Source organism: Streptomyces seoulensis (genome assembly GCF_022846655.1).
GTDB lineage: Bacteria > Actinomycetota > Actinomycetes > Streptomycetales > Streptomycetaceae > Streptomyces.
Genome location: NZ_AP025667.1, coordinates 786,753 through 801,668, shown reverse-complemented (window position 1 = coordinate 801,668; position 14,916 = coordinate 786,753). Strand labels below are relative to the sequence as shown.

12 protein-coding genes are annotated in these 14,916 nt (G+C 71.7%); 3 read left to right on the top strand and 9 right to left on the bottom strand.

The window, feature by feature from the left end:
• Positions 1-150 precede the first annotated feature (150 nt).
• On the bottom strand, positions 151-819 hold the full coding sequence (locus HEK131_RS03775) for an HAD family hydrolase (RefSeq protein ID WP_217460407.1): 669 nt from the start codon (positions 817-819) through the stop codon (positions 151-153).
• Positions 820-927: 108 nt separating this feature from the next.
• Positions 928-1,422, bottom strand: coding sequence for a DUF6912 family protein (locus tag HEK131_RS03770; RefSeq protein ID WP_244333662.1), 495 nt, complete (start codon positions 1,420-1,422; stop codon positions 928-930).
• Between the two features lie 344 nt (positions 1,423-1,766).
• Here HEK131_RS03770 and HEK131_RS03765 point away from each other — a divergent pair, with 344 nt between their 5' ends.
• Complete coding sequence (locus HEK131_RS03765; RefSeq protein ID WP_302710636.1) at positions 1,767-2,222, top strand: Rv3235 family protein; 456 nt, start codon at positions 1,767-1,769, stop codon at positions 2,220-2,222.
• A 123-nt stretch (positions 2,223-2,345) separates the two neighbouring features.
• Here the strand turns inward: HEK131_RS03765 and secA are convergent, their stop codons facing one another.
• The gene (secA, locus tag HEK131_RS03760) at positions 2,346-5,195 is read right to left on the bottom strand and encodes a preprotein translocase subunit SecA (RefSeq protein WP_244333660.1); all 2,850 of its coding nucleotides are present in this window, start codon (positions 5,193-5,195) and stop codon (positions 2,346-2,348) included.
• 253 nt (positions 5,196-5,448) lie between these two features.
• Here secA and HEK131_RS03755 point away from each other — a divergent pair, with 253 nt between their 5' ends.
• A complete protein-coding gene (locus tag HEK131_RS03755) occupies positions 5,449-6,087 on the top strand; it encodes a GNAT family N-acetyltransferase (protein WP_244333659.1) in 639 nt (212 codons plus the stop codon).
• A complete protein-coding gene (locus HEK131_RS03750; protein WP_244333658.1) occupies positions 6,084-7,274 on the top strand; it encodes a winged helix-turn-helix domain-containing protein in 1,191 nt (396 codons plus the stop codon). Before HEK131_RS03755 ends, HEK131_RS03750 begins: the two co-directional genes overlap by 4 nt.
• Positions 7,275-7,282: 8 nt before the next feature.
• Here HEK131_RS03750 and HEK131_RS03745 read toward each other — a convergent pair whose 3' ends face one another.
• The 6 genes from HEK131_RS03745 to mtrA form a co-directional block, all read right to left on the bottom strand.
• Positions 7,283-8,029, bottom strand: coding sequence for a response regulator (locus tag HEK131_RS03745; RefSeq protein WP_161147267.1), 747 nt, complete (start codon positions 8,027-8,029; stop codon positions 7,283-7,285).
• 202 nt (positions 8,030-8,231) lie between these two features.
• A complete protein-coding gene (hpf, locus tag HEK131_RS03740) occupies positions 8,232-8,924 on the bottom strand; it encodes a ribosome hibernation-promoting factor, HPF/YfiA family (RefSeq protein WP_217460424.1) in 693 nt (230 codons plus the stop codon).
• Positions 8,925-9,249: 325 nt separating this feature from the next.
• Positions 9,250-10,101 carry a ComF family protein gene (locus HEK131_RS03735; protein ID WP_244333657.1) on the bottom strand — a complete coding sequence of 284 codons (852 nt, stop codon included), beginning with the start codon at positions 10,099-10,101 and terminating at the stop codon, positions 9,250-9,252.
• 143 nt (positions 10,102-10,244) lie between these two features.
• Positions 10,245-12,122: an LpqB family beta-propeller domain-containing protein gene (locus HEK131_RS03730; RefSeq protein ID WP_244333656.1), complete on the bottom strand. Its 1,878-nt coding sequence runs from the start codon at positions 12,120-12,122 to the stop codon at positions 10,245-10,247.
• Positions 12,112-14,190 carry an MtrAB system histidine kinase MtrB gene (gene mtrB / locus HEK131_RS03725; RefSeq protein ID WP_244333655.1) on the bottom strand — a complete coding sequence of 693 codons (2,079 nt, stop codon included), beginning with the start codon at positions 14,188-14,190 and terminating at the stop codon, positions 12,112-12,114. The genes HEK131_RS03730 and mtrB overlap by 11 nt, the downstream gene beginning before the upstream one ends.
• A 1-nt stretch (position 14,191) precedes the next feature.
• Entirely contained in the window at positions 14,192-14,881 is a 690-nt protein-coding gene (gene mtrA, locus HEK131_RS03720) for a two-component system response regulator MtrA (RefSeq protein WP_217460415.1), read from the bottom strand.
• Between the last annotated feature and the right edge of the window lie 35 nt (positions 14,882-14,916).

Genomic DNA, 14,916 nt, shown 5'->3' with positions numbered 1-14,916 from the left:
GTGAAGTTTGACGTTCTGCACAGCGGCGTCGCGGGACCCGGTGGCGTATCCGGGACGCTCCGGACAACGCTCCAGACACCCCTCGGCCCCCGCCCCCACCCGCCGGTCCGCGCGGGCGTCCGGCGGTCCGCCTGCCGGCGGCCCTCCGCTCTACGCGGCTATTCGGCGGGCCTCGGCGACCGCCTCGGCGAGGCTGTCCACCACCAAGGCGCCGGTGCCGCGCAGGCTCTCGGGGCCGTGCGAGCCGCCCGTGTAGAGCACGGCACGCGCGCCGACGTGGTGGGCGGCCAGCGCGTCGTCGGCCGCGTCACCGATGACCACGGTCCGCTCGGGGTCGACCAGGGTGTTCAGCGCCTCGAGGTGGCGGACCATGTGCTCGGCCTTGCTGCCGCCGGAGGGGCCGGTGCGCCCGTCCACGCGCAGGAAGTGCGGCTCGATGCCGAAGCCGCGCACCAGCGGGACCAGGTCCTCGTGCCCGTACATGCTCAGCAGGGACTGGCTGTGGCCGGCCGCTCCCCAGTCGGCCAGCAGCTCCGCCGCGCCCTCGGTGAGCCCGCAGCGGGTGCGGTGCTCGGTGTAGTGCCGGTGGAAGGCGCCGTCCATGACCTCCCACTCGGGGCCGCTCGGCATCCGGCCGATCAGGCGCTCGTAGAACTTCGGGACGGGGACGCAGTACAGCGCGCGGTACCGCTCGAGCGTGATCGGCTCCAGGCCCAGCTCGGCGAAGGCCGCGTTGGTCGCCCCGATGATCGCGTCGTTGTCGTGGAACAGGGTGCCGTTCCAGTCCCAGACGATGTGCGCGCTTGTCTGATTCCCCATGGCGAAAACGGTACCGGGCGCCAGTGACAACGCGGAGGGGCGAGTGGACCGCCGCAGGTCAGGCGGGTGCGGGCAGGGGAACGCACCGGGCCGGAGGGCGGCGGCGGCTCAGCGGGGCGCGAGCAGTCCGGGGATCTCCTGCGTGGCGAACCACAGCAGCTCGTGGTCCTCGGCACCGTCCACGGCGGCCCGCGCGGCGTCGTCCCCGTCCTCGGCCGCCTCGACCGCCCGCGCCGCGACGATGACGTCCGCCTCGGCGTCGTCGGCGTCGGCGTGCACGGCCGCCGCCTTGGCGAGCGGTGCCGACGCGGCGACGGTCACCTCGCCGAGCCCCTCCGGGTCCGGGGCGACGGCGCGGTCCGGTACGTCGACCGCGACGACGATCCGGCGCGGAGCCGCCTCGGGGTCGGCCGCGAGCAGCCGCAGCGAGGCGTTCGCCGCCTCGCCGAGCGCCGCGTACTCCAGCTCCTCCAGGTCCTCCGTGCCGCACCACTCGCGCAGCGCGGGCGTCACGGCGTAGGCGGCGAACGGGTCCGCCGCCAGCACACCCGTCTCGTGGGCCTTGGCGAGGCCGGGGAGGGTCAGGGGTACGTAGACGCGCATGCGGGCCGCTCTTTCCTGGTCAAAGGCTTCGGTGTGGCCCCCTGGGGAGACCCGCGAGGCGTCTCCCGGAGGGCCTCCAGAATACGTGCGGCCGTCCCCTTTCGAGTCCCCGCCCGACCCCCGGACGGCGTCCACCCGGCGCCCCGCACCTCACCCCGCCGCTCACGCGGCCACAAGGTTTCCGGGCCCCGCCGTCACCCGGATAAGTGAAGCCCGCGTGGCCCGCGACACCGGTCCGACGTCCTTGCCGGGCCCGCCCCCGCCCCCGTACAAGATCCCCACCACTTGAGTTACCGCCCGGTATCAGCCGGGCCGGCCGAACGGGGAATTCCATGAACAAGGTCATGAGCCGCAAGCCACAGCCCCGACCCCACCACCGCCCACCGACCCGCCACGACACCCGCCGCCCCGGCGCCGCCCCGAGCCGCACCCCGGTCAGGGGCCGCACCGCCGCGGCGCACCCTCGGCCCACGGACCTGTTCGCGGACCGCCTGCTGGCCGTACTGAGCGGCGAGCGCCCGGTCCACTGGATGCTCCGCCACACCGCGGGCCCCGCCTACGACGACCTCGTACGCCTCGCCGAACGCGCCCCGCTGCGCACCCGGGGCAACCGCCCGACCGTCCGCGACCTCGGCTGGTTCGTCCCCCGGGACGGCGCCCTGGAGGTCTTCGCCCGCATCTGCGACGGCGACCGCCTGCGCGCCCTCGCCTTCCGCCTGGAACAGTCCCACGACCTCCGCTGGCGCTGCACAGCGGTGGAGCTGGCTGCTCCACCGGCCCGCCGACCCACGGGGCCCTGAGGGGCGCCTGAGGGCTCTCAGGGGCTGTCCACCGGCCGCGGGTGCGTGCCCCGGACACGACTCGGGGCCGGAACCCCCCACTGGGAGGAACCGGCCCCGACTCACCGCTCAACCGCGTCGGTACTACTTCTTGCGGCGTCGGCCACCCTTGGCCTGCCGGCGGCGCTCCGCGCGGGTCAGACCGTCGGACTCGGACTCGTAGCGCACCGGCTCGTCGTCCTCCAGGTCGCGCTCCACGATGCCGCCCTCGCCGTCCACGGTGGGCGCGGAGAAGTGGAGCTCGCGGCGCTGCGGCACGTCCAGGCCCTTGGCCCGGATCTCCGGACGCGCCCCGGCGGGCACCTGCGCGGGCACGCTGTCCTGGATGCCCTCGCCGACCGGCTGGGCCTCGACCGGGACCTCCTCGACCTGCTGCTCGACCTGGACCTCCAGGTTGAACAGGTAGCCGACGGACTCCTCCTTGATGCCCTCCATCATGGCGGTGAACATGTCGAAGCCCTCGCGCTGGTACTCCACCAGCGGGTCCTTCTGCGCCATCGCGCGCAGGCCGATGCCCTCCTGGAGGTAGTCCATCTCGTAGAGGTGCTCGCGCCACTTGCGGTCCAGCACCGACAGCACGACGCGGCGCTCCAGCTCACGCATGATCTCGGAGCCGAGCTGCGTCTCGCGCTCCGCGTACTGCTCGTAGATGTCGTCCTTGATGGACTCGGAGATGAACTCAGCGGTCAGACCGGCCCGGTCGCCCGCGGCCTCCTCCAGCTCCTCGATGGTGACCTTCACCGGGTAGAGCTGCCGGAAGGCGCCCCACAGCCGGTCCAGGTCCCAGTCCTCGGGGAAGCCGTCGGCGGTCTCGGCGGCGATGTACGCGTCGATCGTGTCGTTCATGAAGTGCTGGATCTGCTCCTGCAGGTCCTCGCCCTCCAGGACGCGGCGGCGCTCGCCGTAGATGACCTCGCGCTGCCGGTTGAGCACCTCGTCGTACTTCAGGACGTTCTTACGCGTCTCGAAGTTCTGCGTCTCGACCTGCGACTGCGCCGAGGCGATCGCGCGGGTGACCATCTTGTTCTCGATCGGCACGTCGTCGGGGACGTTGGCCATCGCCATCACGCGCTCGACCATCTGCGCCTTGAACAGGCGCATCAGGTCGTCACCGAGGGAGAGGTAGAACCGGGACTCGCCGGGGTCGCCCTGACGGCCGGAACGGCCTCGGAGCTGGTTGTCGATACGGCGCGACTCGTGCCGCTCGGTACCGAGGACGTAGAGGCCGCCGCTGAGCTCGACCTCCTCCTTCTCGGCCTTGACCGCCTGCTCGGCCCTGGCCAGGGCGGCGGGCAGCGCGGCCGCCCACTCCTCGATGTGCTCCTCGGGGTCGAGGCCGTGCTGGCGCAGCTCCGCCTCGGCGAGGTCCTCGGGGTTGCCGCCGAGCTTGATGTCCGTACCGCGGCCGGCCATGTTGGTGGCCACCGTCACGGCGCCCTTGCGGCCCGCCTGCGCGACGATCGACGCCTCACGCTCGTGGTGCTTGGCGTTCAGCACCTCGTGCTGGATGCCGCGCTTGCTGAGCTGCTGGGAGAGGTACTCCGACTTCTCCACCGAGGTGGTGCCGACCAGGATCGGCTGGCCCTTCTCGTGCTTCTCGGCGATGTCGTCGACGACCGCCTCGAACTTGGCGACCTCGGTGCGGTAGATCAGGTCCGACTGGTCCTTGCGGACCATCGGCCGGTTGGTCGGGATCGGGACGACGCCGAGCTTGTAGATCTGGTGGAACTCGGCGGCCTCGGTCATCGCCGTACCGGTCATGCCGGACAGGCCCGGCACTTCCTTGCCGCCGTGGTCGTGACGCTTGTAGAGGCGGAAGAAGTTCTGGAGGGTGATCGTGGCGAGCGTCTGGTTCTCGTCCTTGATGTCCACCCCTTCCTTCGCCTCGATCGCCTGGTGCATGCCCTCGTTGTAGCGGCGGCCGGCGAGGATACGGCCGGTGTGCTCGTCGACGATCATGACTTCGCCGTCCATGACGACGTAGTCCTTGTCCTTCTTGAACAACTCCTTGGCCTTGATGGCGTTGTTCAGGTAGCCGACCAGCGGGGTGTTCACCGACTCGTAGAGGTTCTCGATGCCCAGCCAGTCCTCGACCTTGGCGACACCGGTCTCGTGGATGGCGACGGTGCGCTTCTTCTCGTCGACCTCGTAGTCGCCGGTCTCCTCGACGCCCTTGAGGGGGTTACCCGCCTCGCCCCTCTTGAGGCGGGTGACCAGCTTGGCGAAGTCGCCGTACCACTTGGTGGCCTGGTCGGCGGGGCCGGAGATGATCAGCGGCGTACGGGCCTCGTCGACGAGGATGGAGTCCACCTCGTCGACGATGGCGAAGTTGTGGCCGCGCTGCACCAGCTCGTCCGACGCCCACGCCATGTTGTCGCGCAGGTAGTCGAAGCCGAACTCGTTGTTCGTGCCGTAGGTGATGTCGCACGCGTACTGGTCGCGGCGCTCGGCCGGCGTCATGTTGGCCAGGATGCAGCCGACTTCCAGGCCGAGGAACTTGTGGACGCGGCCCATCATCTCGGAGTCGCGTTCGGCCAGGTAGTCGTTGACCGTGATCAGGTGGACGCCGTCACCGGAGAGGGCGTTCAGATACGCGGGCAGGGTGCCGACGAGGGTCTTGCCCTCACCGGTCTTCATCTCGGCCACGTAACCGAGGTGGAGCGCGGCGCCGCCCATGATCTGCACGTCGTAGTGACGCTGGCCGAGGACGCGCTTGGCGGCCTCGCGGACGGTGGCGAACGCCTCGGGGAGCAGATCGTCCAGGCTCTCGCCGTCCGCGTACCGCTGCTTGTACTCCTCGGTGAGGGCCCGCAGCTCGGCGTCGGAGAGGTCGACGAAGTCCTCTTCGATGGAGTTGACCTGGTCCGCGATGCGGTGCAGCTTGCGCAGGATCTTGCCTTCGCCTGCACGCATGATCTTCGAGAGGACGGACACGGGGGGTGGTCTCCTTGCCGGTCGGGCCTGGGACGGTCGGTTTCCATGTGACTTGATTGAGCAACGGCCATCGTATGCGAGGACCCCGCCGCGCCGGGAGGCCCGGCGGCGCAGTGGTCCCTCCACTCCGAACAACGTCCGGGGGCCACGGATGGTGCCGCGCCACGCCGAGGATTTGGGCGAATGGTGATACGCCGCTCACGCGGGGCGAAACCGCTGGCGCGGCACGTCCCTGCCCGAGCAGACTCGACGGATGGACCCCGTCGAGCTGACCACCGAACGCCTCCTGCTGCGCCCCGTTTGCCCGGACGACACCGAGGCGGTGCTCGCGGCGGCCCAGGACCCCGCCATCCAGCGCTGGATCTCCTCCTTCCCCTCGCCCTACCTGCGCGAGCACGCCGAGACGTTCGTCGGCCGAACGGCCCCCGAAGGCTGGGCGGACGACTCGATGTACACCTTCGGCGCCTTCCTGCCCACGGGGGAACTGGCGGGCATGCTCAGCCTCGTGATGCGCGGCCCCGGCCACGGTGAACTCGGCTACTGGGCGGCCAGGGAGCACCGCGGCCGGGGATACGTCACCGAGGCCGCGTCGGCCGTCGCCCGCTGGGCCTTCACCGCGCTCTCGGTCGACCGGCTCGAATGGCGCGCCGAGGTCGGCAACGGCGCCTCCCGCGCGGTGGCCGAACGGCTCGGTTTCACCGTCGAGGGCGTCCTGCGCGCGGGCGTGGGCAGCAGGGGGGTGCGGCGGGACTCCTGGGTGGGTTCGCTGCTCCCCTCGGACCTCGGGCTGCGGTCGTCGCTGCCGTATCTGCCCGCCGGCACCCGGTCCTCGGGGGCGAAAGCGCAGGTCGGCGGGGGATGTCAGTGGCACCCTCTATCGTCCCCGTCATGACGACCCTGCCGCGCCCCGCTCTCACCCTCACCGCGGACGACGCCCGCCGCATCGCCCTGCGGGCCCAGGGCTTCCTCGGAGCGCCCGACCGCCGCTCCGGTGCGCGCGGGGTGCTCAGGGCGCTCGGCGCGGTCCAGCTCGACACCATCTCGGTGCTGGCCCGCTCCCACGAGCTGATCCCGTACGCGCGCCTGGGCGCGGTCGGCCGCAAGTCCGTGGAGTCGGCCTACTGGCACACCCCGTCCTCCGGCGCGCCCCACGCCTTCGAGTACTGGTCGCACGCGGCGTGCATCCTCCCCGTCGAGGAATGGCCGCACTTCGCGTTCCGCCGCCGCGCCTACCGCGACCGCCCGCACTGGAACCACCAGCTCCCCGAGGGCGTTTACGACCAGGTGATCAAGCAGTTGCGCACCGAAGGCCCCCTCACCGCGACCGAGTTGGGCGGCGCGAAGCGGACCAGCGACTGGTGGGACTGGTCCGGCACCAAGGTCGCCGTGGAGCGCGCGCTGATGTACGGCGAGGTGGTCTGCGTGGAGCGCCGGAGCTGGAAGCGGGTGTACGACCTCGCCGAGCGGGCGATCCCGAAGGAACTGCTGCACGACGACCTGGACGACGCCGAGTGCCTGCGTCGGCTGGTCCGGCTGGCCGGTGAGGCGCTGGGCGTGGGTACGCGCGCGGACATCGCGGACTACCACCGCCTCAAGGGCGAGCAGGTCGACGCGGTGATCGCCGACTCGGGACTGGTGCCGGTCGAGGTCGAGGGCTGGTCCAAGCCCGCCTGGGCGGACCCGGCCGCACTGGCGGCGCCCCCGCGCGGACGGCACCGCACCACGCTGCTCTCCCCGTTCGACTCACTGATCTGGGAACGGGCGCGCACGGAGCGGATCTTCGGCTTCACCCACCGCCTGGAGGCGTACGTCCCCAAGCCGAAGCGGGTGTACGGCTACTTCGCCATGCCGGTGCTGTCCGGCGGCCGGCTGATCGGGCGGGTCGACCCGGCACGCGAGGGCCGCACGCTGGTGGCCAGGCAGGTCACGCTGGACGGCCCGAAGGCAGTGCCGGGCGTGGCCCAGGCACTGGTGGAGGCCGCGTCCTGGGTGGGCTGCACGGATGTCCGCGTGGAGCGCGTCGAGGCCCCCGAACTCCGCGCACCCCTCACGCTGGAGCTGGCCCGCGCCCTCGCCTAGCCACGCGGCTAGCGGATCTCCAGGATCTTCTCGCGCATCGCGTAGACGACCGCCTCCATCCGGGAGTGCAGTTGCAGCTTCTCCAGGATGTTGCGGACGTGGTTCTTCACGGTGTTCTCGGAGATGAACAACTCCTTCGCGATGTCCCGGTTGTTCATCCCGGTGGCGACGAGCTTGAGCACCTCCAGCTCCCGGTCGGTGAGCCGGGGCGCGGGCACGAGGCGCCGCTCGTCCGTGCGCTGGATCATCGACTTGAACTCGGTGAGCAGCTTGGACGCCATGGAGGGGCTGATCTGCGACTGCCCGTCCGCGACCGCGCGGATGGCGGTGGCCACCTCGTCCGTGGAGATCTCCTTGAGGAGGTAACCGGTCGCGCCCGCCTTGATGGCGTCGTAGAGGTCGGCCTCCTCGTCGCTGATCGTCAACATGATGATCTTCGCGCTGGGGGCGACCTCCTTGATGGAGGTGCACGCCTCGATCCCGCCCCGTCTGGGCATCCGCACGTCCATCAGCACGATGTCGGGCAGCAGGTCGGCCGCCTTGTCCACCGCTTCGGCGCCGTCGCCCGCCTCGCCGACGACCTGGATGTCCTCCTCGGCCGCGAGCACGATCTCCAGACCGCGGCGGAAGAGCGCGTGGTCGTCCACCACCAGCACCCGGATCGGCTCGTCGCGTGGAGAGTCCAGGTCCGGCTCCATGCCGATGACGCCGTCGTCGGCGCCCGCGTCGCGCATCGGTCCGAAGGTGTCCGCCATCGTTCCTCCCCCTGAAGGCTGTGGCCCGTGATCTCGTGCCATGCCAACCCAAGGCAGCGGCCCACCGGTTGGGCCGGTGCGGTCATGATTTCATGCTCCGGCGCCCGAAGGGTGACACACAGGGGGCGAACTGGTCGCACACCGGTGCCCCTGGGGGCGCACACCCGCCCCAGGGGCACCTGCTCCGCTCCCGCCGGGCAGGTCAGCCGCCCAGCGTGTCACCCGCCGCGGGCGGCTGCGCCTGAGCCACCATCGGGTCGGTGTTCAGATGGATGACGCCGTAGTCGTAGGCGTGTCGCCGGTAGACGACGCTCGGCTCCTTGGTCTCGGAGTCGACGAACAAGTAGAAGTCGTGGCCGACCAGTTCCATCTCGTAGAGGGCCTGGTCGAGGCTCATCGGGGAGGCGACGTGGGTCTTCTCGCGGACGACCAGCGGGCCGTCGCCCTTGACCTCCAGCGAGCCGATCTTCCTGGTGGGCACTCCGTCGGACTCGGCGGTCGGGACGGGCTCACCGTCGGGGTAGAGCGTCGCCACACCGGGGACGACATCGGGGACTTCCGCGGCCGGGGTGCGTCGTGCGCCCCGGCGCACGACCCGCTTGTCGTGCTGCTTGCGCAGCCGGGCGTCCAACTTCTCCGCGGCCATGTCGAGGGCCGCGTACGGGTCGCTGGCCGATGCCTCCGCCCGGATCACCGGACCGCGGGAGCGGAGCGTGATCTCCACTCGGTCACAGCGGTCGGCCTGTCGGGGGTTGGGCTCCTTGGACACCTCGACGTCGAGGCTCATCACCTTGCCGTCGAGCCTCTGGATCTTCTCCAGCTTCAGCTTCTCGGCCACGTGCTTGCGGAACCGCTCAGGTACTTCGGTCTTGCGGCCCTTGACGACGATGTCCACGCAGAACTCCGTTCCCGGATCGCTCACGCCGACGGCGGAGCGTCTCCCTTTCGCACCAGGTCCCGGTGAGTCCCGGAACCTCGGACTCGGTGACTTCCACCTCCTCCTCCCCCATGGGCGAGATCTCCATCCCCGTCGCGTGGGTGTTTGCGAAAAACCCACGGCGCGGCAATCGGATATGAGAGGTGTGGCCTGGGCCTTTCCTCACAACCGAACATATCTCGCCCGGACGGATGTCGTCACCCTCTACTGAGGCGTACCTCCGTTCAGGTGAATTACCCCTCTTCCTACCTGCAACGACGCAAGTTCTCGGCCGGTTCCCTGTTTATTCGAAGGAATCACGGGGCGCGGCGATCACCGCTGCCCGGACGGCTTCTCCGATGATGTTCACCGGCCCCTTTTCCGATGCCCCAGGCACCGACTTTCCTCTCTGTGATCGCGGCCCGATCCGTCGTTCCTCCCTACCTTCCCGAGTTGCGGCGCGATACACAGCCCCCCGCGCTTCGTGGCGTGTTCCGGTTGCGGCGCACAGGGCGCGCGCCGCTTCGGCCAGGCTCGCGCCGGTGGTGATCACGTCGTCGACCAGCACCACCCGGCCGCCGGTGAGCAGGCGCGCGCCGCCCGCCCGCACCTCCAGCGCGCCCGCGAGGTTCTCCCGGCGCTGCCGCGCGTCCAGCCCCGCCTGGTCCACCACCGGCCGCCGCTGCCGCAGCACGGCGGCCACCCGCGCCGGGGTGCCGGTGCGCCGCAGCCGCCCGGCCGCCACGAGCGCCGTCCGCCGCACCGGATCGTGCCCGCGCCGCCGCACGGCCCAGCGGGCGGAGGGTATGGGTACGAGGATCACCGGCCCGGCGGCCGACTCCGCCGTGGACCGACCGGGTTCCGGTCCGAGCCCGGCGCGCACCGCTCCCGCCAGGGCGGCGCCCAGCGCCCCGGTTAGTGCCAGCGCACCCCGTTCCTTGTGCGCGAGGAGGAGTGCCCGTACCTCCCGCGCGTACGGAGCGGCGGCGTGCACCACCGGCAGCCCCGGCGGCTCGGGCACCGGCCGCACCCGGCGCGGTGCCGCGCACTCCAGCAGCGCCCGGCACCGTGCGCACAGCACCGCCGGTGGTGACCCGCAACCGCCGCACTCGGCCGGCAGCGCAAGGTCGGTGAGGTCCTGCCACCATCCCCGCATGCCCACCACTGTGCCGAGCCCCAAGCGGACCGGCCACCCCTGTGGACAACGCCCCTGTGGACAACCCCGGCCGGCACCCGACACAGCTCACCCGCACGAGTGACCACGGCCAGGAAACCGCAGCCCGGACGGAGCGGGCGGCCCTACCCCGGATAGACCGGCGCCGTGCCGTCCTTGTCCAGCTTCTGCCACTGCGCCCCGGACGGCAGCCGGACGATCCCGTCCTCCGAGTAGGCGACCAGCGGCACCCGCTCGTCCTCGGCGGCGGCGATCGCCTTCACCCGGGAGAGCGCGGCCGGTGCCGGACCGTCCAGCACGGAGCCGTCCACCTGCACATAGCGCATCTGGTGCACACCGCCCTGCTCGCGGCCGACCACGACGAGGCGGCTGTCACCGGCCCAGGACATCGCGGTGACCAGCTCCATGTCGGGCGCGGCCGGACGCGGATCGACGACGGCGGGCGCCTCGGCCGAACCGTCCACGCTCCCGTCGTCCCCGCCGTCCTGGGCGCTCGCGCTGTCGCCGCCCTCGATCCTGCCGATGAGCAGGGACTGCTTGCCGTCCTTGGCCTCCGCGACCAGCGCGACGCGAGCCCCGTCGGCGGCCACCCGGACGTCCCGGATCGGGCCCGGCAGCTCCGGCAGCGTCACCGCCACCGGCTTGCCGGTGCCCTGCGGGACGACGTACAGCCGGGGCCGGGCCGGGTTCAGGTCGGCCACCCACAGGTCGCCCCGGGCGTCCCAGGCGGGCCGGGTGAGCCGGGTGTCCTCGGTGGGGCCCTGACTGGTCAGCACGGCCGGCTCCGGCGGAGCGGCCGCGGCCAGCGGGGTCACGTACAGCGACCTGCCGTCCGCGCCGACGCCGGCCGCCGTGTGCTCGTCCCGCGAGACGGCGACCGACCTGAGCTGCCTCGTGCCCGCGCCGAACACGCCCGGCACCGGGATGCCGCCGGTGCCGGTGCCCGAGGCGGGCGTCCGTATCAGCCGGTGCTTGCCGTCCAGGAAGTAGAGGTTGTCCGGGCTCTGGGCCGAGGCGCGCCAGGCGACGGAGCCCGCGCGGCTCGCGGACAGGTCGCACAGCTCGTCCCCGCCGGGCCCGCGCAGGTCGACCGACTCCAGGGTCGGCGCCAGGTTCCGCAGCGTGAACAGCAACTGGGTCGCCATCTCCGTGCACCGGGCCGGGCCGACGCGGGCGGCCTTGGCGTTCAACGGCACCGTGAGCCGGTTCTCGTCGTCCGGGGTCAGCCCGGTCGTGCCCTTCTTCAGCGCCGTACCGGTCGGGAAGCTGGACCTGACCACCGGGCCGAGCCAGTTGGTGGGACCGCTCAGCAGCGACCGCACGAGCTGGGTCATCGGGTCGACCTTGCTGCGCACGAACACCGGGTCGGCGACCGCCACGGGGTCCCCGGTCGTCCAGGCCTTGGTGCGCGTGGCGAAGTAGTACTTGTCGACGGACGTGTAGTTGCGCTGGAAGTCCGACTTTCCCATCACGACACCCTCGGGCGGCGCGTCGATGCGCCACTGCCCGCTCTTGGCGTCCTGCGCCAGATGCACCTTGGCCCGGTAGTCGCCGCTCGCCGGCGTGTACGCCTGCTGTCCGTCCACCGTGGCCACCCGGCTGCCCGTCAGGACATAGGTGCGGCCGCTGTTCGGCTCCCTGCCGGTCGGCGGGGTCTCGGCCCTGATGCCGGGCCCGTCCGCGAGGACGGTGGCCGACCGCTCCGGCCGCCAGGCGCGCGCGGCCTGGGCGGTGAGGTACTTGCGCGCCGTGTCGTAGTGCGGATCGTCGCTGGTCAGCGCTTCGAGGAAGCCCTGCATGATCTCGGTGTCCGAAGCGTTCTCCGCGGGCGGCACGGCGAACACCCGTACCCCGGTGTCCTGGCGGGGCGTGGACTCCACGTTGCGCAGATCCCCGCTGTCGGGCATCGAGGCGCATCCGCCGAGAAGTACGGCCCCGCAGACCGCGTATGTCACCGCGCGCCCCGGCGTGCGCCGGGCGCCCCCCTCGCGGTCAGCGACCACGGAAAGCCTCCCCTGCCTCGGTCGTGTCCTGCCCGTCCGGAGCCGGGCGACCCGCCGTTCGCGGGTCGGGCACCTGAGTGCCGGTCCTGTCGTCGGGCCGCCGTCCACCGCTCGCGGGCCGCGGTACGACACGCGTGCCGTTGCCGTTGCCGGGCAGTGCCGTCGGATCGACGGCGGGCGTGGCGGCGTTCTGGCGCGGCGGGAGCGGGGACGCGTTGCCACCGTTCGGCTGCACCGGGACCGTCGCCAGCTTCTCCGCTCCCCCACGCGGTGTGCCGCCGTCGTCCAGGCCCCGGTTGCGGCGCGAGTCCTTGGGCTCCAGCGGTATCGGCGAGCCCCGCAGCGGCTCGTCGGCGGTACGCGGCAGCGTCAGCCGGAACTGCGAGCCGCCGCCCGGCTCGCCCCATGCCTGGAGCCAGCCGCCGTGCAGCCGGGCGTCCTCCAGCGCGATCGACAGCCCGAGCCCGGTACCGCCGGTGGTACGCGCGCGTGCCGGGTCGGCCCGCCAGAAGCGGCTGAAGACGCGGGTGGCCTCGCCGGGCTTGAGCCCGACGCCGTAGTCCCGCACCGCGACGGCGACGGCGCCGCCCGCGCTGGCGAGCTTGACCACCACGTCCTTGCCGTCGCCGTGCTCGACGGCGTTGACGACGAGGTTGCGCAGCACCCGCTCCACCCGCCGGGCGTCAGCCTCGGCGACGACGGGCTGCAGGTCGCCGACGACGCGGATACGGCTGCCCTTGCGCTCGGCGAGCGGCAGCGCGCCGCCGACGACCCGCCGTACGACCTCCCTGAGGTCGATCGGCTCGGCCTCCAGCGCGGCCGCGCCCGCGTCGAACCGGCTGATCTCCAGCAGGTCGGCGAGGAGCGACTCGAACCGGTCGAGCTGGTCCGCGAGGAGTTCGGCGGACCGCGCGGTCATCGGGTCGAAGTCCTCACGGGCCTCGTGGATGACGTCGGCGGCCATGCGGACGGTGGTCAGCGGGGTGCGCAGCTCGTGCGAGACGTCGGAGACGAACCGGCGCTGCATCCGCGACAGGTCCTCGAGCTGCTGGATCTTGAGCTGGAGGTTCTGCGCCATCTTGTTGAAGGCTTCGCCGAGGCGCGCGATGTCGTCCTCGCCGGTGACCTTCATCCGCTCCTGGAGCCGCCCCGCGGACAGCCGCTCGGCGATCCCGGCCGCCATCCGCACCGGCGTGACGACCTGCCGCACCACGAGCCAGGCGATGGCCCCGAGCAGTACGACGACGAAGAGGCCGGCGGTCGCCAGGGTGCCCTTGACCAGGCTCAGCGACTTCTCCTCCTGCGTGAGCGGGAAGAGGTAGTACAGCTCGTAGGGGTGGCCGTTGGGGTCGTTGACCTGCTTGCCGATGACCAGCGCGGGCTGGGATTCCTTGCGGTTGCTGTAGACGATGCGGGTGTAACTCTGCGCGGCCGCGGTGCTCGTGCTGCTGTTGACCCGGTCGCGCAGGGTCGCGGGCACGCTCTCGGTCGGGCTGACATACCCGGAACCACGCGGGCTGCGGCCGCCGCCGCTGTCGTCGCCGACGGGCAGGGTGACCACGTCGAAGGCGCCCGAACCGCCGCTGGACAGCGACTCCACGAGGTCGCTCATCCACTGGATGACGTTCTGGGACTGCTGTCCGTCGGTGCCGTTGCCGCCCGTGGTGCCGTGGGTGGCGGCCGCGGTCTCGTCGGCGCTCTGCCTGGCCACGGCGAACCCGCCGGTGGCCTGGCTCTGCGACGCCTTCACCTTCGCGTCCAGCAGGCCGTTGCGGACCTGGCCGATGACGACGAAGCCGAGCAGCAGGACGACGCCGAGCGACATGAGCAGGGTGGTGGCGACGACCCTGAGCTGGATGTTGCGCCGCCACAGCCGCATGACGGGCAGCAGCGGACGGCGTACCCAGCGGATGAACAGCCGGACCACCGGGCTGCCCTGGACGCCGCCCCTCAGCAGGGCGGCCGTGAACAGGCGGCCCCGGCGCGGACCACCCGCACCGCGACCGGACGCGCGTCCCGGACCGGCGCCGGGCCGGCCGGGAGCCGAAGCGGCGCTGTCCCCGGACACGTCAGCTCGGTCCGGCCTTGTAGCCCACGCCCCGGACGGTCACCACGATCTCCGGCCGCTCCGGGTCCTTCTCGACCTTGGAACGCAGCCGCTGCACATGCACGTTGACCAGCCGGGTGTCGGCGGCGTGCCGGTAGCCCCAGACCTGCTCCAGCAGCACCTCGCGGGTGAACACCTGCCACGGCTTGCGCGCGAGCGCGACCAGCAGGTCGAACTCGAGCGGGGTCAGCGCGATCGACTGCCCGCTCCGCTTCACGGAGTGCCCGGCCACGTCGATCACCAGGTCACCGATGGTGAGCTGCTCAGGCGCCGGCTCCTCCGACCTCCGCAGCCGCGCCCGGATACGGGCCACCAGCTCCTTCGGCTTGAACGGCTTCACGATGTAGTCGTCAGCGCCCGACTCCAGGCCCACGACGACATCGACCGTGTCGCTCTTGGCGGTCAGCATCACGATGGGCACACCGGACTCCGCCCTGATCAGGCGGCAGACCTCGATGCCGTCCCGTCCGGGCAGCATCAGGTCAAGCAGCACCAGATCGGGCTTGGCCTCCCGGAAAGCGGCCAGCGCCTTGTCCCCGTCGGCAACGAAAGACGGCTCAAAACCTTCACCACGCAGCACGATGCCCAACATCTCGGCCAGTGCTGTGTCGTCGTCGACGACAAGGACTCGTCCCTTCATAAACGACATCATCCCATTCTCATAACGACGACAGAGCCGCAGGTGAG

Coding starts and splice junctions, on each gene's coding strand:
- HEK131_RS03775 (WP_217460407.1), bottom strand. CDS start 819: ATGGGGAATCAGACAAGCGCGCACATCGTCTGGGACTGGAACGGCACC.
- HEK131_RS03770 (WP_244333662.1), bottom strand. CDS start 1,422: ATGCGCGTCTACGTACCCCTGACCCTCCCCGGCCTCGCCAAGGCCCAC.
- HEK131_RS03765 (WP_302710636.1), top strand. CDS start 1,767: ATGAGCCGCAAGCCACAGCCCCGACCCCACCACCGCCCACCGACCCGC.
- HEK131_RS03755 (WP_244333659.1), top strand. CDS start 5,449: ATGGACCCCGTCGAGCTGACCACCGAACGCCTCCTGCTGCGCCCCGTT.
- HEK131_RS03750 (WP_244333658.1), top strand. CDS start 6,084: ATGACGACCCTGCCGCGCCCCGCTCTCACCCTCACCGCGGACGACGCC.
- HEK131_RS03745 (WP_161147267.1), bottom strand. CDS start 8,029: ATGGCGGACACCTTCGGACCGATGCGCGACGCGGGCGCCGACGACGGC.
- HEK131_RS03735 (WP_244333657.1), bottom strand. CDS start 10,101: ATGCGGGGATGGTGGCAGGACCTCACCGACCTTGCGCTGCCGGCCGAG.
- mtrA (WP_217460415.1), bottom strand. CDS start 14,881: ATGATGTCGTTTATGAAGGGACGAGTCCTTGTCGTCGACGACGACACA.